Origin of the sequence: Thiomonas sp. OC7, from assembly GCF_900634595.1 — a bacterium.
Taxonomy (GTDB): Bacteria; Pseudomonadota; Gammaproteobacteria; order Burkholderiales; family Burkholderiaceae_C; genus Thiomonas; species Thiomonas arsenitoxydans.
In genome coordinates this window covers 547,008-562,136 of the sequence record NZ_LR131953.1, presented here as the reverse complement: position 1 = coordinate 562,136, position 15,129 = coordinate 547,008, and the positions used below count along the sequence as shown (strand labels likewise).

General features: G+C 64.5%; 14 protein-coding genes and 1 tRNA gene. 9 read left to right on the top strand and 6 right to left on the bottom strand.

All coding sequences use genetic code 11. The features are described 5' to 3' along the window. Positions 1-34 precede the first annotated feature (34 nt). From BIO17B3_RS02685 to BIO17B3_RS02655, 8 genes are all read left to right on the top strand, one after another. Positions 35-1,078, top strand: coding sequence for an inosamine-phosphate amidinotransferase 1 (locus BIO17B3_RS02685; RefSeq protein ID WP_156052918.1), 1,044 nt, complete (start codon positions 35-37; stop codon positions 1,076-1,078). Between the two features lie 16 nt (positions 1,079-1,094). Continuing rightward, positions 1,095-1,760: a LysE family translocator gene (locus BIO17B3_RS02680; protein ID WP_156052917.1), complete on the top strand. Its 666-nt coding sequence runs from the start codon at positions 1,095-1,097 to the stop codon at positions 1,758-1,760. A gap of 96 nt (positions 1,761-1,856) precedes the next feature. Next, complete coding sequence (locus BIO17B3_RS02675; protein ID WP_156052916.1) at positions 1,857-3,698, top strand: carbamoyltransferase; 1,842 nt, start codon at positions 1,857-1,859, stop codon at positions 3,696-3,698. A 21-nt stretch (positions 3,699-3,719) separates the two neighbouring features. Continuing rightward, positions 3,720-3,854, top strand: a complete 135-nt coding sequence (locus BIO17B3_RS19335) for a hypothetical protein (protein WP_255421395.1) — start codon at positions 3,720-3,722, stop codon at positions 3,852-3,854. 25 nt (positions 3,855-3,879) lie between these two features. Further along, entirely contained in the window at positions 3,880-5,211 is a 1,332-nt protein-coding gene (locus BIO17B3_RS02670; protein ID WP_156052915.1) for an aspartate aminotransferase family protein, read from the top strand. Next, the gene (locus tag BIO17B3_RS02665) at positions 5,208-5,435 is read left to right on the top strand and encodes a hypothetical protein (protein ID WP_156052914.1); all 228 of its coding nucleotides are present in this window, start codon (positions 5,208-5,210) and stop codon (positions 5,433-5,435) included. The genes BIO17B3_RS02670 and BIO17B3_RS02665 overlap by 4 nt, the downstream gene beginning before the upstream one ends. A gap of 262 nt (positions 5,436-5,697) precedes the next feature. Further along, positions 5,698-6,471, top strand: coding sequence for a formyltransferase family protein (locus BIO17B3_RS02660; protein ID WP_172979064.1), 774 nt, complete (start codon positions 5,698-5,700; stop codon positions 6,469-6,471). A gap of 55 nt (positions 6,472-6,526) precedes the next feature. Next, positions 6,527-7,162 (top strand): LysE family translocator, encoded by a 636-nt coding sequence (locus tag BIO17B3_RS02655; protein ID WP_156052913.1) that lies wholly within the window; start codon positions 6,527-6,529, stop codon positions 7,160-7,162. A 180-nt stretch (positions 7,163-7,342) separates the two neighbouring features. Here the strand turns inward: BIO17B3_RS02655 and BIO17B3_RS02650 are convergent, their stop codons facing one another. The 3 genes from BIO17B3_RS02650 to BIO17B3_RS02640 all read right to left on the bottom strand — a co-directional run bounded on the left by BIO17B3_RS02650 (position 7,343) and on the right by BIO17B3_RS02640 (position 9,196). Next, positions 7,343-7,780, bottom strand: a complete 438-nt coding sequence (locus tag BIO17B3_RS02650) for a putative toxin-antitoxin system toxin component, PIN family (RefSeq protein ID WP_156052912.1) — start codon at positions 7,778-7,780, stop codon at positions 7,343-7,345. Beyond that, positions 7,777-8,031, bottom strand: coding sequence for a hypothetical protein (locus BIO17B3_RS02645; RefSeq protein WP_156052911.1), 255 nt, complete (start codon positions 8,029-8,031; stop codon positions 7,777-7,779). Before BIO17B3_RS02645 ends, BIO17B3_RS02650 begins: the two co-directional genes overlap by 4 nt. Positions 8,032-8,125: 94 nt before the next feature. After that, positions 8,126-9,196, bottom strand: coding sequence for a site-specific integrase (locus BIO17B3_RS02640; RefSeq protein WP_156052910.1), 1,071 nt, complete (start codon positions 9,194-9,196; stop codon positions 8,126-8,128). 217 nt (positions 9,197-9,413) lie between these two features. Here BIO17B3_RS02640 and BIO17B3_RS02635 point away from each other — a divergent pair. Beyond that, positions 9,414-9,490: transfer RNA gene (locus tag BIO17B3_RS02635), tRNA-Arg, on the top strand. 51 nt (positions 9,491-9,541) lie between these two features. Here BIO17B3_RS02635 and BIO17B3_RS02630 read toward each other — a convergent pair. The 3 genes from BIO17B3_RS02630 to glgA form a co-directional block, all read right to left on the bottom strand. Beyond that, positions 9,542-11,050, bottom strand: a complete 1,509-nt coding sequence (locus BIO17B3_RS02630; protein ID WP_013122775.1) for a phosphoglucose isomerase — start codon at positions 11,048-11,050, stop codon at positions 9,542-9,544. Between the two features lie 67 nt (positions 11,051-11,117). Then, positions 11,118-13,601 (bottom strand): glycogen/starch/alpha-glucan phosphorylase, encoded by a 2,484-nt coding sequence (locus tag BIO17B3_RS02625; protein WP_156052909.1) that lies wholly within the window; start codon positions 13,599-13,601, stop codon positions 11,118-11,120. Continuing rightward, on the bottom strand, positions 13,598-15,079 hold the full coding sequence (gene glgA / locus BIO17B3_RS02620) for a glycogen synthase GlgA (protein ID WP_172979095.1): 1,482 nt from the start codon (positions 15,077-15,079) through the stop codon (positions 13,598-13,600). Before glgA ends, BIO17B3_RS02625 begins: the two co-directional genes overlap by 4 nt. Positions 15,080-15,129: the final 50 nt, after the last annotated feature.

The window sequence follows — 15,129 nt, the reverse complement described above, 5'->3', positions numbered from 1 at the left end:
CGGATCGCCGACCGACAACCCACGAGGCCATGCAATGTCACTTGTCAACGTACACAACGAATGGGATCCACTGGAGGAGATGATCGTCGGGATCACGGATGGCGCACAGGTGCCGTGCCCCGACCCGGGTCTCTATGCACTTGACTATGCCGAGCATCACGCGCGCGCCGAAGGGATTCCATCGGGTCCGTATCCGGAACAGGTGCTCGCTGAGGCAGCGGAAGACCTCGACGCGTTCGCCGAATTCTTGCGTGGGCAAGGCGTGACGGTGCGCCGCCCGGAGCCGACCGATCACACGTCGACGTTCGGCACGCCTGATTGGTGCACGGACGGCGAGTATAACTACTGTCCGCGCGACGTGCTGCTGCCGGTCGGCGACACAATCATAGAGACGCCGATGGCATTGCGCAGCCGCTATTTCGAGTCGCACGCGTACCGCTCTCATTTGCTCGACTATTTCGCGAGTGGCGCGCGGTGGATCGCGGCACCGCGTCCGCAGCTGCGCGACGCGACGTACCGTGCGAACCCGCCCGACGGCTCGATCCTCGCGAACCTGGAGCCGGTGTTTGACGCAGCGAACGTGATCCGAATGGGCCGCGACATCCTGTACCTCGTGTCGAGGAGCGGCAATCGCCTCGGCCTCGAATGGCTGCGGCGCACGCTTGGCGACGGCTACCGCGTGCACGCGATCGAAGGGCTGTACGACGGTACCCACATTGACACGACGATCACGCTCGTGCGGCCCGGCCTCGTCGTGCTGAATCCCGAGCGGATCACGCGCGAACAGGTGCCGACGATCTTCCGCAATTGGGAAGTGATCTGGTGTCCCGAGATGGTCGATACTGGGTACTGCTGGTCGTATCCGCGCGCGTCAATCTGGCAGGGGATGAATTTCATCATGGTCAACCCTTCGCTCGCGGTCGTGAACGATCGGCAGCTGCCGCTGATCCGCGCTCTCGAGAAGCATCGCGTTGACGTCGCGGCGCTGAGCATGCGTCATGCGCGCAGCCTGAGTGGCGGGTTTCACTGCGTGTCAGTGGACATCCGTAGGCGCGGCAGTCTTGAAGACTATCGCTGAACGGAGGCGAATCGCGATGGATTATCTGTCGATTATTCTATTCGTGATCTCGACTTGCGTGACGCCCGGTCCGAACAACGTGATGCTGATGTCGTCGGGCGTGAACTTCGGCGCCGCGCGCACGATGCGCCACGTCATTGGGATCAACATCGGCTTTCCGCTGATGCTGATCGCGGTAGGGCTCGGTGCGGGCGTGGCGTTCCATCGCTATCCGTCGCTGCACGACGTGCTGCAGGTCGTCGGGGCCGTCTACATGCTGTATCTAGCGTACCGCATCGCGACTGCGTCGACCGTCGACTTCAATGCCAAAACGGCGGCGCCGCTCGGCGTGATGTCCGCTGCGTTGTTCCAGTGGGTGAACCCGAAGGCATGGGTGATGGCCGTCGGCGCTGTGTTGACGTATGCATCGGTGTCGGGTTCGTATGCACTCGACGTGTTTGTGATCGCGCTGCTGTTCTGCGTGTTCGGCTCGCCTTGCTCATTGGTCTGGGTGTTCTTCGGGACGTTCCTACGGCGCTATCTCGCGAGGCCGCGTGCGCTGCGCGCGTTCAACGTCGCGATGAGCGTGGTGCTCGTTGTCTCGCTGGTGCCTGCGCTGCTCGGACTCGTCGCAAAGGGACGCGGCGACTCAGCTGCGCATGCATCGTCTCGGCCCGTCGTAGGGCGTCTCGGCCCGTCGTAGGGCAGGACGCAGCGGCCCACGGTCGGCTATCGTAGTGGTGCCAGCCTCGCTCGCGTCTCCAACTCAAGCAATCTATCAGTCTACAGTCACGACGACATGACCAACCATATACTAGGTATATCGGCCTTTTATCACGACAGCGCGGCCGCGCTAATCCGCGACGGCGTGCCTATCGCCGCCGCCCAGGAGGAGCGTTTCACGAGGGTGCGTCACGATCCGGGATTTCCAGGGAACGCGATCCGCTACTGCCTCGACGAAGCGGGTATCCATCTCGGCGACCTAACGGCGATCGTCTACTACGAGGATCCCAAGGAGAAGTTCTCGCGCGTCATGTCGTCGTTCGCGAGCGCCGGTATAGGCGGCGCACATGCGTTCGTGCGCACGATACCTGAGTGGCTGCGCTGGAAGCGCAGAGTGATCAAGCACATTGACCGCGAGATCGCGCAGCTCGGTCTTGGGCATGCGCCGAAGGTGATCGCCTCGCAGCATCACCGTTCGCATGCGGCAGCCGCATTCTTCCCGTCCCCGTTCGAGAGTGCAGCCGTGCTATGCATCGACGGCATCGGCGAATGGCACTCGACGACCGTGTGGCGTGGCGACGGCACGTCGCTGCGCCTGCTGAATTCGATCTCGTACCCGCACTCGGTCGGACTCTTCTATTCGGCGTTCACGTACTACTGTGGCTTCAAGGTCGATTCCGGCGAATACAAGCTGATGGGCCTCGCGCCGTACGGCGACCCGATCTACGCAGACACTATCCGCAACGAGCTGATAAACATCCGCCCAGACGGTTCGTTCACGCTGAATATGCGCTACTTCGACTACCTGAAGGGCGAGCGGATGGTCGGCGACGCGTTCGAGAAGCTGTTCGGCGCGCCGATCCGCCGGCCCGAGAGCCCGATTTCCCAGCGAGACTGCGATCTCGCGGCATCGGTGCAAAAGGTGACTGAGGAGGTGGTGCTCGGGCTCGCGCGCGCCGCGGTCAAGCAGACCGGCGAGCGTAACCTGTGCTTGGCGGGCGGCGTCGCGCTTAACTGCGTCGCGAACGGTGTGCTGAGCCGCTCGGGCGAATTCGATGCACTGTGGATCCAGCCGGCTGCCGGTGACGCCGGCTGCGCGCTCGGCGCGGCGATGGACATCGCCGCGAAGCTCGACGGCCGACCGCACATCGGCACCGCGCGCACCGACGCGATGAGCGGCGCGCTACTCGGCCCGCACTTCGACGACGACAAGATCGCTGCATTCCTCGACGGCCAGGGCTATCGTTACACGCGTCTCGAAGGGGATGCGCTGTTCGATGAGGTCGCGCGTCATCTCTCGGATGGCGCGGTGGTCGGCTGGTTCCAGGACCGCATGGAGTTCGGGCCGCGCGCGCTCGGCGCCCGATCGATCATCGGCGACCCGCGCGACGCGACCATGCAGCGCAAGATGAATCTCAAGATCAAGTATCGCGAATCGTTTCGGCCATTCGCGCCTGCTGTGCTGCTCGAGGATGCGACGCGCTACTTCGACATCCGCGAGGAGAGCCCGTACATGCTGATCGTGTCCGAGGTTGCAGACACGATCAAGACCGAGCAGTCGCGCCGCCCCGGCGGCCAGAGTCGCGGGCTCGGCAGCATCAACGACGTGCGCTCGACGCTGCCCGCGATCACGCACGTGGACCTGTCGGCACGCGTGCAGACGGTGACCGACGAAAGCAGTCCCGCATTCGCGCGGCTGTTGCGCGCGTTCAAGCGCCGCACCGGCTGTCCGGTGCTCGTCAATACGTCGTTCAATGTGCGCGGCGAGCCGATCGTGTGCCGGCCGGAAGAGGCATACGCGTGCTTCATGCGCACCGAGATGGACGTGCTTGTGCTTGGCTCTCATGTGCTCGTGCGTGCGGACCAGCCCGCGTTCGAGGAAAAAACCGACTGGCGCGAGGCGATTCCGCTCGACTAACGCCGACCCAAGGAGATCACCATGCTGCTCAAGACCTTGTCCTTCCTGCTGTATCTGCTTGTGCTCGTGCCGATCGGGTGGCTGCGCCGGATCCGCAACCACTCGCGCTTCAGCCCGGGTTTCTATCGCGCCCTCACGTCGTGGGACCGCACTTGATCACGCACGTCACGGAAGAACGCACATGTCAGCAGTCATCTACAAGAACTTGAATGCCGCGCCGATCGTAGCGACCGGCGGCGCGGGCGTCTGGATCGACGACGCCGCGGGCAATCGCTATCTCGACACCTGCGGCGGCGTCGCGGTGTCGAGCCTCGGACACGCGCATCCGCGCATCGTCGCGGCGATGGAGCGCGAGGCGCGGAAGATCGCGTGGGCGCACGCGGGCAGTTTTACGACGCCTGCCGCTGAGGAACTGGCCGAGCGGCTCGTCGCCGCGTCCAACGGGCTCGCGAAGGCGCAGTTCCTGTCCGGCGGCTCGGAGGTGATGGAGCTCGCGATGAAAATGGCGTACCAGTACCAGTGCGAACGCGGCAAGGCGTCGAAGCAGACCTTCATTGCGCGCCGCCAAGGGTATCACGGCAGCACGCTCGGCGCTCTTGCCGTGTCGGGCAATCCGCAGCGGCGCTCGGTGTTCGAGCCGCTGTTGCCGTCGGCCGAGTTCGTGTCGCCGTGCTACGCCTACCGCTATCAGCGCGCGGGCGAGAGTGACGACGCGTACGCGACGCGCCTCGCACAGGAGCTGGACGACAGGATCAGCGCACTCGGCGCTGACAACGTCTGCGCGTTCGTCGCGGAAACGGTGGTCGGCTCCACGAACGGTGCGGTACCGGCGGTGCCGGGGTATCTGAAGAAGATCCGCGAGGTCTGCGACCGGCACGACGTGCTGCTGCTGCTCGACGAGGTGATGGCAGGCATGGGCCGCACAGGGCCGCTCTTCGCGTATCTCGACGATGGCATCGTGCCGGACCTCGTCGCGGTCGGCAAAGGGTTAGCAGCCGGCTACCAACCGATCGCGGCGGTCCTAACGAGCGCGGCGGTCCACGACGCTATCGCGCAGGGAACCGGCGTGCTCGGCAACGGCCAGACGCATGTGAACCATCCGTTCGCGTGCGCGGTTGCGCTCGAAGTGCAACGCACGATCGACGAGGAGCGGCTGCTCGGTGCGGTGCGCTTGCGCGGCGAGCAGCTGCGGGCACGGCTGCGCGAGCGGCTCGCTGACGCCGACAGTGTCGGCGACGTACGCGGCAGGGGGCTCTTCGTCGGTGTGGAGTTCGTTGACGACCGCACGACGAAGGCGCCATTCAGCGGCGGCGGTGCGTTTGCGGCGCGGCTGAAGCGAGAGGCGCTCGAGCGCGGGCTGCTGATCTATCCGGGGTCCGGTACGGCTGACGGCGTGCGCGGCAATCACGTGCTGTTCGCACCGCCGTTCATCGCAACCGAGCGGGACATCGACGAGATGGTCGAGCGCTTCGCGACCGTCGTGCACGCATGCGCGACCGCGCAGCCGGCATGACGCGCGGTCTGCACGGACGATTCTCGCGCCGAACGGTAGACGACACGATGAAAGTGCAAGTGGATGAACTGGACGGATGGGTGTTGGACCGTGCGGGTTTCGAGCGGCTGCCGTCGCACGGCTACCTGCTCTACTCGGACCGCCGCTGCAACATGTGCTATCCGGCGCACGGCGCAGGGCGGATGCGCGACGTGCCGGCGCTCGCTGCAACGGAAGATGCATGATGCATGTCGAACCGCTGATCGTTACGTCGGGCCGTGCGTCGCCGATCGCCGCGCCCGCGTCACGCGAGGATAACGCGTGGGAGCTCGCAAACGCGCTTGTGTTCGATAGCCCCACGCACATGCAGCGCCAGGCAAGATTGTTGCGGTCGTGCCGGCGGCCGCGTCGTGCTGTTCGCGACACTTGTCGACCGTTTGGTCGGCCCCGAGACGGCCCGTCGATCCGCAGTATCGACGGGCCGTCTACTCGAATACGCGAATACGCATGCGCGATGCAGGCTGCCGACGCGACAGGCGCTCGCGTGGTCGTCACACCGGCGATCGGCTCGCAGCATCGCCGCGTCTCGTGTTCGCATTCCACGAGGCGGACCAGCCGGCGAATTCGCGATCCGCTTTGCGCGCTGATCGCTTTTTCTACCGTTTGATGGAGGGCTGTCCGATGTCGACCGAACCATGCCGGGACAAGGTCCTGCTGTCGGTATGCACGATGAACTGGTGCGACCTGGGCGTCGAATTTGCGAAGACCGTGTTCTCGAACATCGAGGTGTTCTGCTGGGATCCCGGTGATCCGCATCCGCACCACCTGCATGACTGGGAAGGCGACTGGATCATCTCGTACCGCGGCGACTTCATCTTCCCGAACGAGATCTACTCGCGGGCCCGCAAGGGCGCGATCAACTTCCATCCGGCACCGCCGAAGTATCGGGGGCTCGGCAGCCAGCACTACGCGATCTACTACGGCGACGAGACCTACGGCTCGACCTGCCACCACCTCGCGCCGTCGGTGGACAGCGGACAGATCATCAACGTCGCGCGCTTCAACATCGCGCCGACAGAGACCGCGTCGTCGCTCAGGCTGCATGTCGGTGCATATTGCTTGCAGCAGTTCATCGAGCTCGTCACGGACTACATCCTGCCCGGCCGGGCACTGCCGCAGTCAACCGAGCGCTGGGACGAGCGCCTGTACCGGCAGGGCGAGCTGCAGGAATGGATGGACAAGATTCGGCAGGAAGAACCCGATCACCGTTGTTTCAGATAAGCATAGCGGCGCGTGGCGAGAGGGCCGCGCGCCCTAACCGGCACAGGATACCTAGATGAATATTGCGCACTTCTCCAACTTCGGCGCCGCATTCGCCGTCTACCTGATCGGCACAGCGATGCCCGGTCCGGGCAACCTATCGATCGCGAACACGTCGCTCAACTACGGGCGCACGCCCGGCCTCGCGATGGCGGCCGGCGTGATCTCCGGCTCGCTCTGTTGGGGCGTGACGGCGGCAGCCGGCGTGTCCGCGATGTTGCTGTCGTACCGGCCGCTGCTCACGTGGCTCAAGATCCTCGGCGCACTCTACCTGCTGTGGCTCGCGTACAAGGCGGTACGCACTGCGTATTCGTCGCGCGATCCACTGAAGGCGGGCGTGCAGGCGCGGCGCGGCAGTAGGGCGGTGTTCTACCTGCAGGGGCTCGGCATCCACCTCACCAACCCGAAGGCGATTCTCACGTGGCTGACCGTGACGACGCTCGGGTTATCGGCGAACTCGTCTGCGTGGACGAGCTTCGTGCTCGTCGCCGGTTGCGCGGTGCTCGGCTTCATCGTGTTTACGACGTATGCGATTGCGTTCTCGGCGCACTCGGCCGGGCCGTTTTTCACGCGCACGCGCAAGCCGTTCGGCCTGTTCTGCGGGCTGTTCTACTGCGTGCTCGCGGCGGGTTTCATTCGCTCGCTTGCGTAGTGTCTGCGGCTAAACGGCGCAGCGGCGCATGAGGCATCTTCAGAGCAGCGATCCGACGATCGCCGGTAAGCTATGGCGCGAACGCACGCGCTTATCGGGCGGTTGCTGCCAGGGCTGCCTTGGCCCGGGTCACCTTGGCCAAGATGCCCCGACTCTATGCCGACGACAAAAATCACGACATCAAGTTTCTGGCCTCATCACCGTCCCAAGCGCTTGCGCGACCGTCAAGATCGGGATTTCCATGAAGGCGCCAAGGTTCAGCAGATCGTCGTCGCCTGTGACGATGAGTGCCGCATGCGCGGCCAGGGCGCAGGCCAAGACGGCATCGTCATCGCGATCACGGGCGACAGGCCGCGCGAGAGGTTTGACGGTGACGGTGGATGCGAGGCGGCGGTAGTTGCGCAGCATGTCCGCAGCACTCAGGCCAGTCGCTTCAACGAAGCGGGCCAGCTTGGGTTTGGCCAGTGTGGCCGCAAGTTCGTCGAGCAGGCCGCGGCTGGTCACGAGCTGAATGTCCCCCTCACCGGCAAGCTCGAAGACCTTGCCGGGAGTTCCCTGCCACAGCAGGGCCGAGATCAGAACATTCGTATCGACGACCCAGCGGGGTGGCCTTCTCATGCAGTCTGCGATTTGGTGGCTGTTCTCTCGCGGCGAACGGCACGCACTTCTGCCTGAATGTCCGCGAGTGAGATTGCGCCACTGCCGGACTGGCTGGCACGCGCCGAACCCGCCAAAAGTGTTTGTGCCGCACGGCGACGCATGGCCTCTCTGACCAGATCACTCAATGCGCCAGGCGTGAGCAGGCCAGCTTCCTTGGCTTCGCGGGCCAGCCTGTCGGGCAGATCGAATTTGATTTCCAGGGTCGTCATGGTGGTGTCTCGGTGGGCGCAGGGGTTTGCGCTGCATTGGATGGTGAGTTTATGGCTCATCATCATGCACGCACATGCGCTTCCTTGCTTTTCATTATCCCAGCTTCTTCGCCAGCTTCTTCGCCTCGATGTGCGTGTAGCGCTTGAGCATTTCCAGGGTCTTGTGCCCCGTCATGCTGGCCACGTCCATGATGCCCAGACCCTTCTCGAACAGGCGCGACGTGGCTTCGTGGCGCAGGTCATGGAAGCGCAGATCGGCCAGGAAGGCCGAATCCGGCCGCTTGGCGGCGTTTGCGCAATCGCTCTGGTACAAGGCTTTTGCTCGCGCCAGATTACGTTGCCAGACCTTCTCGAAGCTGCCGTTCTCATGGTTTGGTTTCCAATGGAACACCTTGCCATCGATCCTTCTTGGCAGCGACTGCAGCGCCGCTACTGCGACGGATGACAGGGCCACGGTCCGGCTGGTCTCGTTCTTCGTGTCGGGAAGGTGTGCGGTGCCGTAGGCAGCACCGACTTTGGGTTTCTCGATGTCGATGCGTGACCATTCCAGCGACAGCAATTCGCCCAGGCGCATCGAAGTCTCGACCGCCAAAACGATGATCTCCCGCACGCCGACGGTGCGGGCACCGTCGGTCGCGCGCAACAGGTAGTCCAGTTCCCCGTCCCGCAATCGCCGGTCGCGCGCATTGGGCTGCCTGGGCTTGGCGATGGCCTTGACCGGATTGCCGGAGGGCAGGGCGATGCTCATTTCCCGCTCGGCGTAGCCGAACAGTGCCGAGAGCGCATTCAGATGGTGGATGACGGTCTGCGGTGAGTAGCCTTCACCCAGTAGGTCATCGCGCCAGGCCGCCACATCGATGCTGCGCACGTTGGCGAGGAAGAACGCGCCGAACTTGTCGCGGGCCTTGGCGGCGTAGGTGCCGGCCGAGTGATCCTTTTTCTGGGGGACGACCTTCTCGATGTAGAGCTTGGCCATCTCTGCGATGGTTACCCGCCCGGCATCGTTGCGCAGCGCCGCGATGTTGCCGCGCTGGTACTCGCGCTCGATCTCCCGTGCCCAGGCTTCCGCGTCGGCCTTGAGGTCGAACGTCCGGCTGATCGACGGCGCCCCTTTGCGACGGATTTGCGCCCGCCAGCCGGTCGGTCTCTGCTCGATGTGCGCCATGGCGCATTCCCCCTGTGCTCCCCCAAATGGGCATATAAATTCTAGCGGAGCCTTTGTTCATGTGGGTTGCAGCTATAATGAACTTTTGCTTTGGGAGCAGAGGGTCGGAGGTTCGAATCCTCTCGCCCCGACCACCCGACAGAGGTCACCCGCCGGGATTTTGGCGAAGCTATTTCAGGAGTTTCGACCCAAGACATCAGTGCCGATCCTGATCCATCTGCCCGTAGCTCAGCTGGATAGAGCAACGGCCTTCTAAGCCGTAGGCCACTGGTTCGAATCCAGTCGGGCAGGCCACTTTTCAGACCGGATACTCAACTTGCTCGGGCGCAGCGCACGTGGTGGCGATCAGTTGCTGTGCGTGCGCAGGTAGTCGAGCGAGGCGGCGGTTTCGGGGCTGAGGCCTTGGGCGTTTTGTGACAGCAGGGCGTTTTCGATCTTGGTGGCCAGGGTCTTGCCGAGTTCCACGCCCCATTGGTCGAAAGGGTTAATGCCGTAGAGCCAGCCCTCCACGACGGTGCGATGTTCATACAGGGCCAGCAGGGCGCCAAGGTGGTAGGCGCTCAAGCGCTCCATCCAGATGAAGGTGGACGGGCGGCCACCGGGGCAGGCGCGGTGATGCGCGGCGCGGGCGGCGGCTTCGGGCGACATGCCTTGGGCCATGAGTTCGGTTTGCCAGCTTGAGGCGTCTTTGCCGTTCCACAGCGCATCGGCCTGGCCCAGCGCGTTGGCCAGCAGCGCCATGTGTTCGCGCAGGTGGCGGTGCCAGGGATGGGCTACGGCGACGATTTCGTGGAAGACGGGAACGGCGGCCTGGTGCAGCAGTTGAAAATAGGTGTGCTGCACCGGGGTGCCCACGCCGCTGATGACTGCAGGGCCGCTGACGTGGACGGGCTGCATGCCGTCGGCGCTGGTGGATTTACCCAGCGATTCCATCAGCAGTTGTTGCAGGTACAGCGGCATGCGCGAGAACGCATCGCCATACAGCCCGATGGAGAGCAGGGGCAGGCCAAAGCGCACGCGATAGGCGTGCGACAAGCCAGCCATCAGCCCCGGGGCGCTGCTTTCCAACGGGGTGCTGAGGAAGTGCTGGTCCATATCGTGCGCGCCGGCGTGAAGCTGGGTCACGGTTTCACGGCCGAAGGCGAGCAGCAACACCATGCCGTGGGCACTCCACAGCGAGAAGCGTCCGCCGATCTCGGGCAACGAGCGGAAGATCTGATTCGCAGGCAAGCCGAAGCGCTGCAGCGCCAGCTCAGCGTTGGCGGTGAGCGCGACCAGGCGTTGGCGGGCCTTGTCAGTGCCGATGCCGTCGCCCAGCCAGCGCAGGGCGATGTCGGCGTTGCGCATGACTTCCTGGGTGCGGAATGACTTGCTGTTGATGATGATCCAGCTGCGCTCGGGCTTGGCCGCCGCCAACGCGGCGTCGATGGTGGCGCCGTCGAGGTTGGCGACCCAGTGCACCCGGCAACGCGGCGTCTGCAGCACCGAGAGGGCGGTGTGCAGCGCGAGCATGGGGGTTTCAGAGCCGCCAGCCCCGAGATGAATGATGTCGAGCCCTTCCGCTCCGGCTTCTTCCACCCGTTGGTCTACCCAGTCGGCCATGCGGGTGAACTCGGCTTGCAGAAAGTCGGCGGCGGCCTGCGAGGGCGCGTCGAGCCCCTTGGCGCCCAGCCGGGACAGCACATGCCAAGCGGGACGGTTTTCGCTGCCGTTGAGTACCGTCTTGCTCACCAGGTCTTGCGCCTTGTTGGGCAGGGCGGCGAGGGTTTTGAGCGCGGTGGCGAGCGCCTGCTCGCCGTGGCGGGTGAACTCCAGCCGCAGGCCGGCGGTGTCGATGGTCTTGGGTGTGGGCATGAGGTTCGGCGGGCGGATTGAGTCGGACAAAAAGCGATCGATGGACGCAGGGGTGAGCTGACGGGGCTTAGCTTAGCAAGGGCTTGGCGTGCCAGATCTGCTCGGCGTATTCGGCAATGGTGCGGTCGGAGGAGAACGGGCCCATGCCGGCCACATTGGTCAGCGCTTTTTTCGCCCATTCATCGGGATTGCAGTAGAGCGCATCGACCTTGCTCTGCGTGGCGATATAGCTGGCGTAGTCGGCCAGCAGCATGTAGTGGTCGCCCCAGTTGACCAGCAGGTCGTAGATGCTCTGATAGCGATGCGGTTCTTCCGGACTGAAGCGGCCGTCGCGCAGGGTTTCGAGCACGCGCGCCAGCTCGGGGTTGGCGCCGACGATGGCGTTGGGCTGGTAGCCGGTCATGCGCAGATCGGTCACTTCGCCTGCGGTCAGGCCGAAGATGAAAATGTTGTCGGCGCCGACGTTTTCCTGGATTTCGACATTGGCACCGTCGAGCGTGCCGATGGTCAGCGCGCCGTTGAGCGCCAGTTTCATATTGCCGGTGCCCGAAGCCTCGGTGCCCGCGGTGGAAATTTGCTCGGATAGGTCGGCCGCTGGAATGATGACTTCGGCCGCACTCACGCTGTAATTGGGCACGAACACGACTTTGAGCAGATCGCCTACTCGGTCATCGTTGTTGATGGTTTTGGCGACATCGTTGATGAGCTGGATGATGAGCTTGGCCATGTGATAGGCCGAGGCCGCCTTGCCCGAAAAAATGACGACACGCGGCACGGTGACGCTGCCCGGCTGTTCGAGGATGCGCAGGTAGCGGGTGATGACGTGCAGCACGTTGAGCAGCTGGCGCTTGTATTCATGGATGCGCTTGACTTGCACGTCGTACAGCGCATCGACCGGGATGGTCACGCCGTGATGGGTTTTCAGCCACGCGGCGAATCGCGCTTTGTTGCTGCGTTTGGCGCTCTGGAACTCTTTGACGAGGTCTGAGCTGCCCAGCAGCGGGCGCAGCTTGGCCAGTTCGGACAGGTCGCGCCGCCAGTGGGCGCCGATGGTTTTGTCGAGCAGCGCGGCCAGCGGCGGATTGGCCAGCGCCAGCCAGCGACGTTGGGTGATGCCGTTGGTCTTGTTGTTGAAGCGGGCGGGCCAGAGCTTGGCGAAGTCGGCAAAGATGGACTGCTGCATCAGTTCGGAGTGCAGCTTGGAGACGCCATTGACCGAATGGCTGGCGAGCACGGCAAGATAAGCCATGCGCACTGAACGCGTGCCCGATTCGTTGACCAGAGAGACGTGCCGCATGAGGTTCACATCGTGCCCGTGCTTCTGCGTCAGCCGGGTGAGGAAGTAGGCGTTGATGTCGAGAATGATCTGCAGGTGGCGGGGCAATACGCGGCCCAGCATGTCGATCGGCCAGGTTTCGAGCGCCTCCGACATCAGGGTGTGGTTGGTGTAGGAGAACACGCCCTGACAGATGCGCCAGGCATCGTTGAAGGGCAGGTGATGGACGTCGAGAAACAGGCGCATCAACTCGGGAATGGCGAGCACCGGGTGGGTGTCGTTGAGGTGGATGGACACCTTGTCGGCGAACTGGTCGAAGCCGGTGTGCGTCTGCAGGTAGCGGCGCATCAAATCTTGCACGCTGGCGCTGCAGAAAAAGTATTCCTGATGCAGCCGCAGCTCGCGTCCGGCGTCGGTCGAGTCGTCGGGGTAGAGCACGCGCGAGACGTTTTCGGAATGGTTTTTCTGCTCGACGGCGCCGAAGTAGTCGCCGCGGTTGAAGGCGCCCAGATCGATCTCTTTGGTGGCCTTGGCCGACCACAGACGAAGGGTGTTGGTCGTGGTGGTGTCGTAGCCGGGAATGATGGTGTCGTAGGCCATGGCCTCGACATCGTGGGTGTCCACCCAGCGGGCGCGGTCGCCCTCCTTGATCACGTGACCGCCGAACTGCACGCGGTACACCACTTCGGGGCGGGGGAACTCCCAGGGATTGCCGTCGGTCAGCCAGTAGTCGGGCGTCTCCACCTGGCGGCCATCGACGATGGTCTGGCGGAACATGCCGTAGTCGTAGCGAATGCCGTAGCCGTAGCCGGGAATGCCCAGCGTGGCCATGCTGTCGAGAAAGCAGGCGGCCAGGCGGCCCAGACCGCCGTTGCCTAAAGCAGCGTCGGGCTCCAGATCGGCGATGGCGTTCATGTCCACACCCAGTTCGCGCAGCGCCTGGCGCAGCGGCTCGGTGATTTCCATGGCGAGCAGGGCATTGGTGAAGGCGCGGCCGATGAGAAATTCCATCGACATGTAATAGACCTGCTTGGCGTCTTGTTCGTTGCGGGCGTGGGTGGTGTCGAACCAGCGCTCCACCATCAGGTCGCGCACGGCGTAAGACGCGGCGTGCAGCCAGTCGACCGGCTGCGCCGAACGCGGGTCTTTGCCGATTTGGAACATCAGCTTGTTGGAGATGGCGCGCTTGAGCGCCGCCACGTCGTGCGGCGGGGTGTCGTGGACGAAGGGAACGTTCGCGGCTTCGGGAATGGGCGGTTTAGGTTCGGGGGTCATGGGAGAGCGTGGGAAAAATTCGGAAGGGCAGCCTGGTAGACCGCACGGTATTGTCGGGCCGCCTGCGTCCAGCTGAAGTCTTGATGCATGCCGGTTTGCCGCACCCGCGACCAGGCGCGCGGCTGGCGATAGAGGGCCAGCGCACGCCGCACCGCGTGGCGGTAATCCGCTTCGGAAAAGTTGGCAAAAACAATGCCCGTGGCCGTGCCGTCGTCGAGGGTGGCGAGATCGGCGTCGACCACGGTGTCGGCCAGACCGCCCACGGCGCGCACCAGCGGCAGGCTGCCGTAGAGCAGGCCGTACATCTGGGTGAGGCCGCAGGGCTCGAAGCGGGACGGCACGAGGGTGATGTCGCTGCCGGCAAAAATGCGGTGGGCAAAGGCTTCGTCGTAGCCGACGCGCAGGGCCACGGTGCCCGCATGACGCTGCGCCGCATGGCCGAAGGCCGTTTCCAGTTCGTGGTCGCCGCTGCCCAAGACCAGCAACTGCCCGCCGCCTTCAACCAGGGTGTCGATGGCGGCGAGTACGAGGTTGAGGCCCTTCTGCTCGGTCAGGCGGCTAACCACGGTGAACAGGGGCGTGTCTTTGCTGAGAGTCAGACCGGCTTCTTCTTGCAAGGCGGATTTGCAGCGCGACTTGCCCGCGAGACTTTCGGCGCTGTAGTGTCGCGGAATGTGGGCGTCGGTCGCGGGATTCCACACGGCCGCATCGACCGCGTTGAGAATGCCGCTGAGGTCGTTGCGCCGGGTGCGCAGCAGCCCATCGAGGCCGAAGCCCTGTTCGGGTGTCTGGATTTCACGCGCATAGCTGGGGCTGACCGTGGTGATCTTGTCGGCATAGAACAGACCGGCCTTCATGAACGAGACCTGGCCATGAAATTCCAGACCATCGACTTGAAACGCGCTGGCAGGCAGGCCGAGATCGCCCATCACGTCCGCCGGGAAAATGCCCTGGTAGGCCAGGTTGTGCACGGTATAGATACACGGCACCGGCTTGCCCGCGCTGAATTTCAGGCAGGCTGCCGCAAGGCCGGCATGCCAGTCGTGGCCGTGCACGAGGTGCGGCGCCCAGGCGGCATCGAGACCGCGCGCCAGTCGCGCTGCCGCCCAGCCCAGCGCGGCAAAACGACGATGATTGTCGGCATACGGACGGCGCTGCGCGTCTTCGTAGGGATTGCCCGGGCGGTCGTACAGGCTGGGCGCGTCGAGCACATAGGCGTGTACCGGGCGGCCCTCGGCGCCTGGCACGGCGGGAAGCGTGCCGAGCAGCACGCCGACGGTCTCGCCCCAGGGCAGGGTGAACTGGCCGATCGTTTCGCCGCTCGCCAGACCGGAGCGGATGGCGGGAAATCCGGGCAGCAGCACGCGCGTGTCGCAACCGGCCGTGGCCAGCGCCGCGGGCAGGGCGCCGGCGATGTCGGCCAGGCCGCCGGTCTTGAGCAGGGGGAAGATTTCGGCGCTGACTTGCAGCACGCGCAGGGCCACCCCGCCGCCGGGCCGCCCCAAGGCGGGGTGCGCCCCCTCGGGGG

What these genes read in the sequence shown, in the direction of transcription:
- BIO17B3_RS02645 (WP_156052911.1), bottom strand. Translation starts at nt 8,031, where the DNA reads ATGACGACCCTGGAAATCAAATTCGATCTGCCCGACAGGCTGGCCCGC.
- BIO17B3_RS02630 (WP_013122775.1), bottom strand. Translation starts at nt 11,050, where the DNA reads ATGCCCACACCCAAGACCATCGACACCGCCGGCCTGCGGCTGGAGTTC.
- BIO17B3_RS02675 (WP_156052916.1), top strand. Translation starts at nt 1,857, where the DNA reads ATGACCAACCATATACTAGGTATATCGGCCTTTTATCACGACAGCGCG.
- BIO17B3_RS02685 (WP_156052918.1), top strand. Translation starts at nt 35, where the DNA reads ATGTCACTTGTCAACGTACACAACGAATGGGATCCACTGGAGGAGATG.
- BIO17B3_RS19335 (WP_255421395.1), top strand. Translation starts at nt 3,720, where the DNA reads ATGCTGCTCAAGACCTTGTCCTTCCTGCTGTATCTGCTTGTGCTCGTG.
- BIO17B3_RS02625 (WP_156052909.1), bottom strand. Translation starts at nt 13,601, where the DNA reads ATGACCCCCGAACCTAAACCGCCCATTCCCGAAGCCGCGAACGTTCCC.
- BIO17B3_RS02655 (WP_156052913.1), top strand. Translation starts at nt 6,527, where the DNA reads ATGAATATTGCGCACTTCTCCAACTTCGGCGCCGCATTCGCCGTCTAC.
- BIO17B3_RS02680 (WP_156052917.1), top strand. Translation starts at nt 1,095, where the DNA reads ATGGATTATCTGTCGATTATTCTATTCGTGATCTCGACTTGCGTGACG.
- BIO17B3_RS02665 (WP_156052914.1), top strand. Translation starts at nt 5,208, where the DNA reads ATGACGCGCGGTCTGCACGGACGATTCTCGCGCCGAACGGTAGACGAC.
- BIO17B3_RS02660 (WP_172979064.1), top strand. Translation starts at nt 5,698, where the DNA reads ATGCGCGATGCAGGCTGCCGACGCGACAGGCGCTCGCGTGGTCGTCAC.
- BIO17B3_RS02650 (WP_156052912.1), bottom strand. Translation starts at nt 7,780, where the DNA reads ATGAGAAGGCCACCCCGCTGGGTCGTCGATACGAATGTTCTGATCTCG.
- BIO17B3_RS02670 (WP_156052915.1), top strand. Translation starts at nt 3,880, where the DNA reads ATGTCAGCAGTCATCTACAAGAACTTGAATGCCGCGCCGATCGTAGCG.
- BIO17B3_RS02640 (WP_156052910.1), bottom strand. Translation starts at nt 9,196, where the DNA reads ATGGCGCACATCGAGCAGAGACCGACCGGCTGGCGGGCGCAAATCCGT.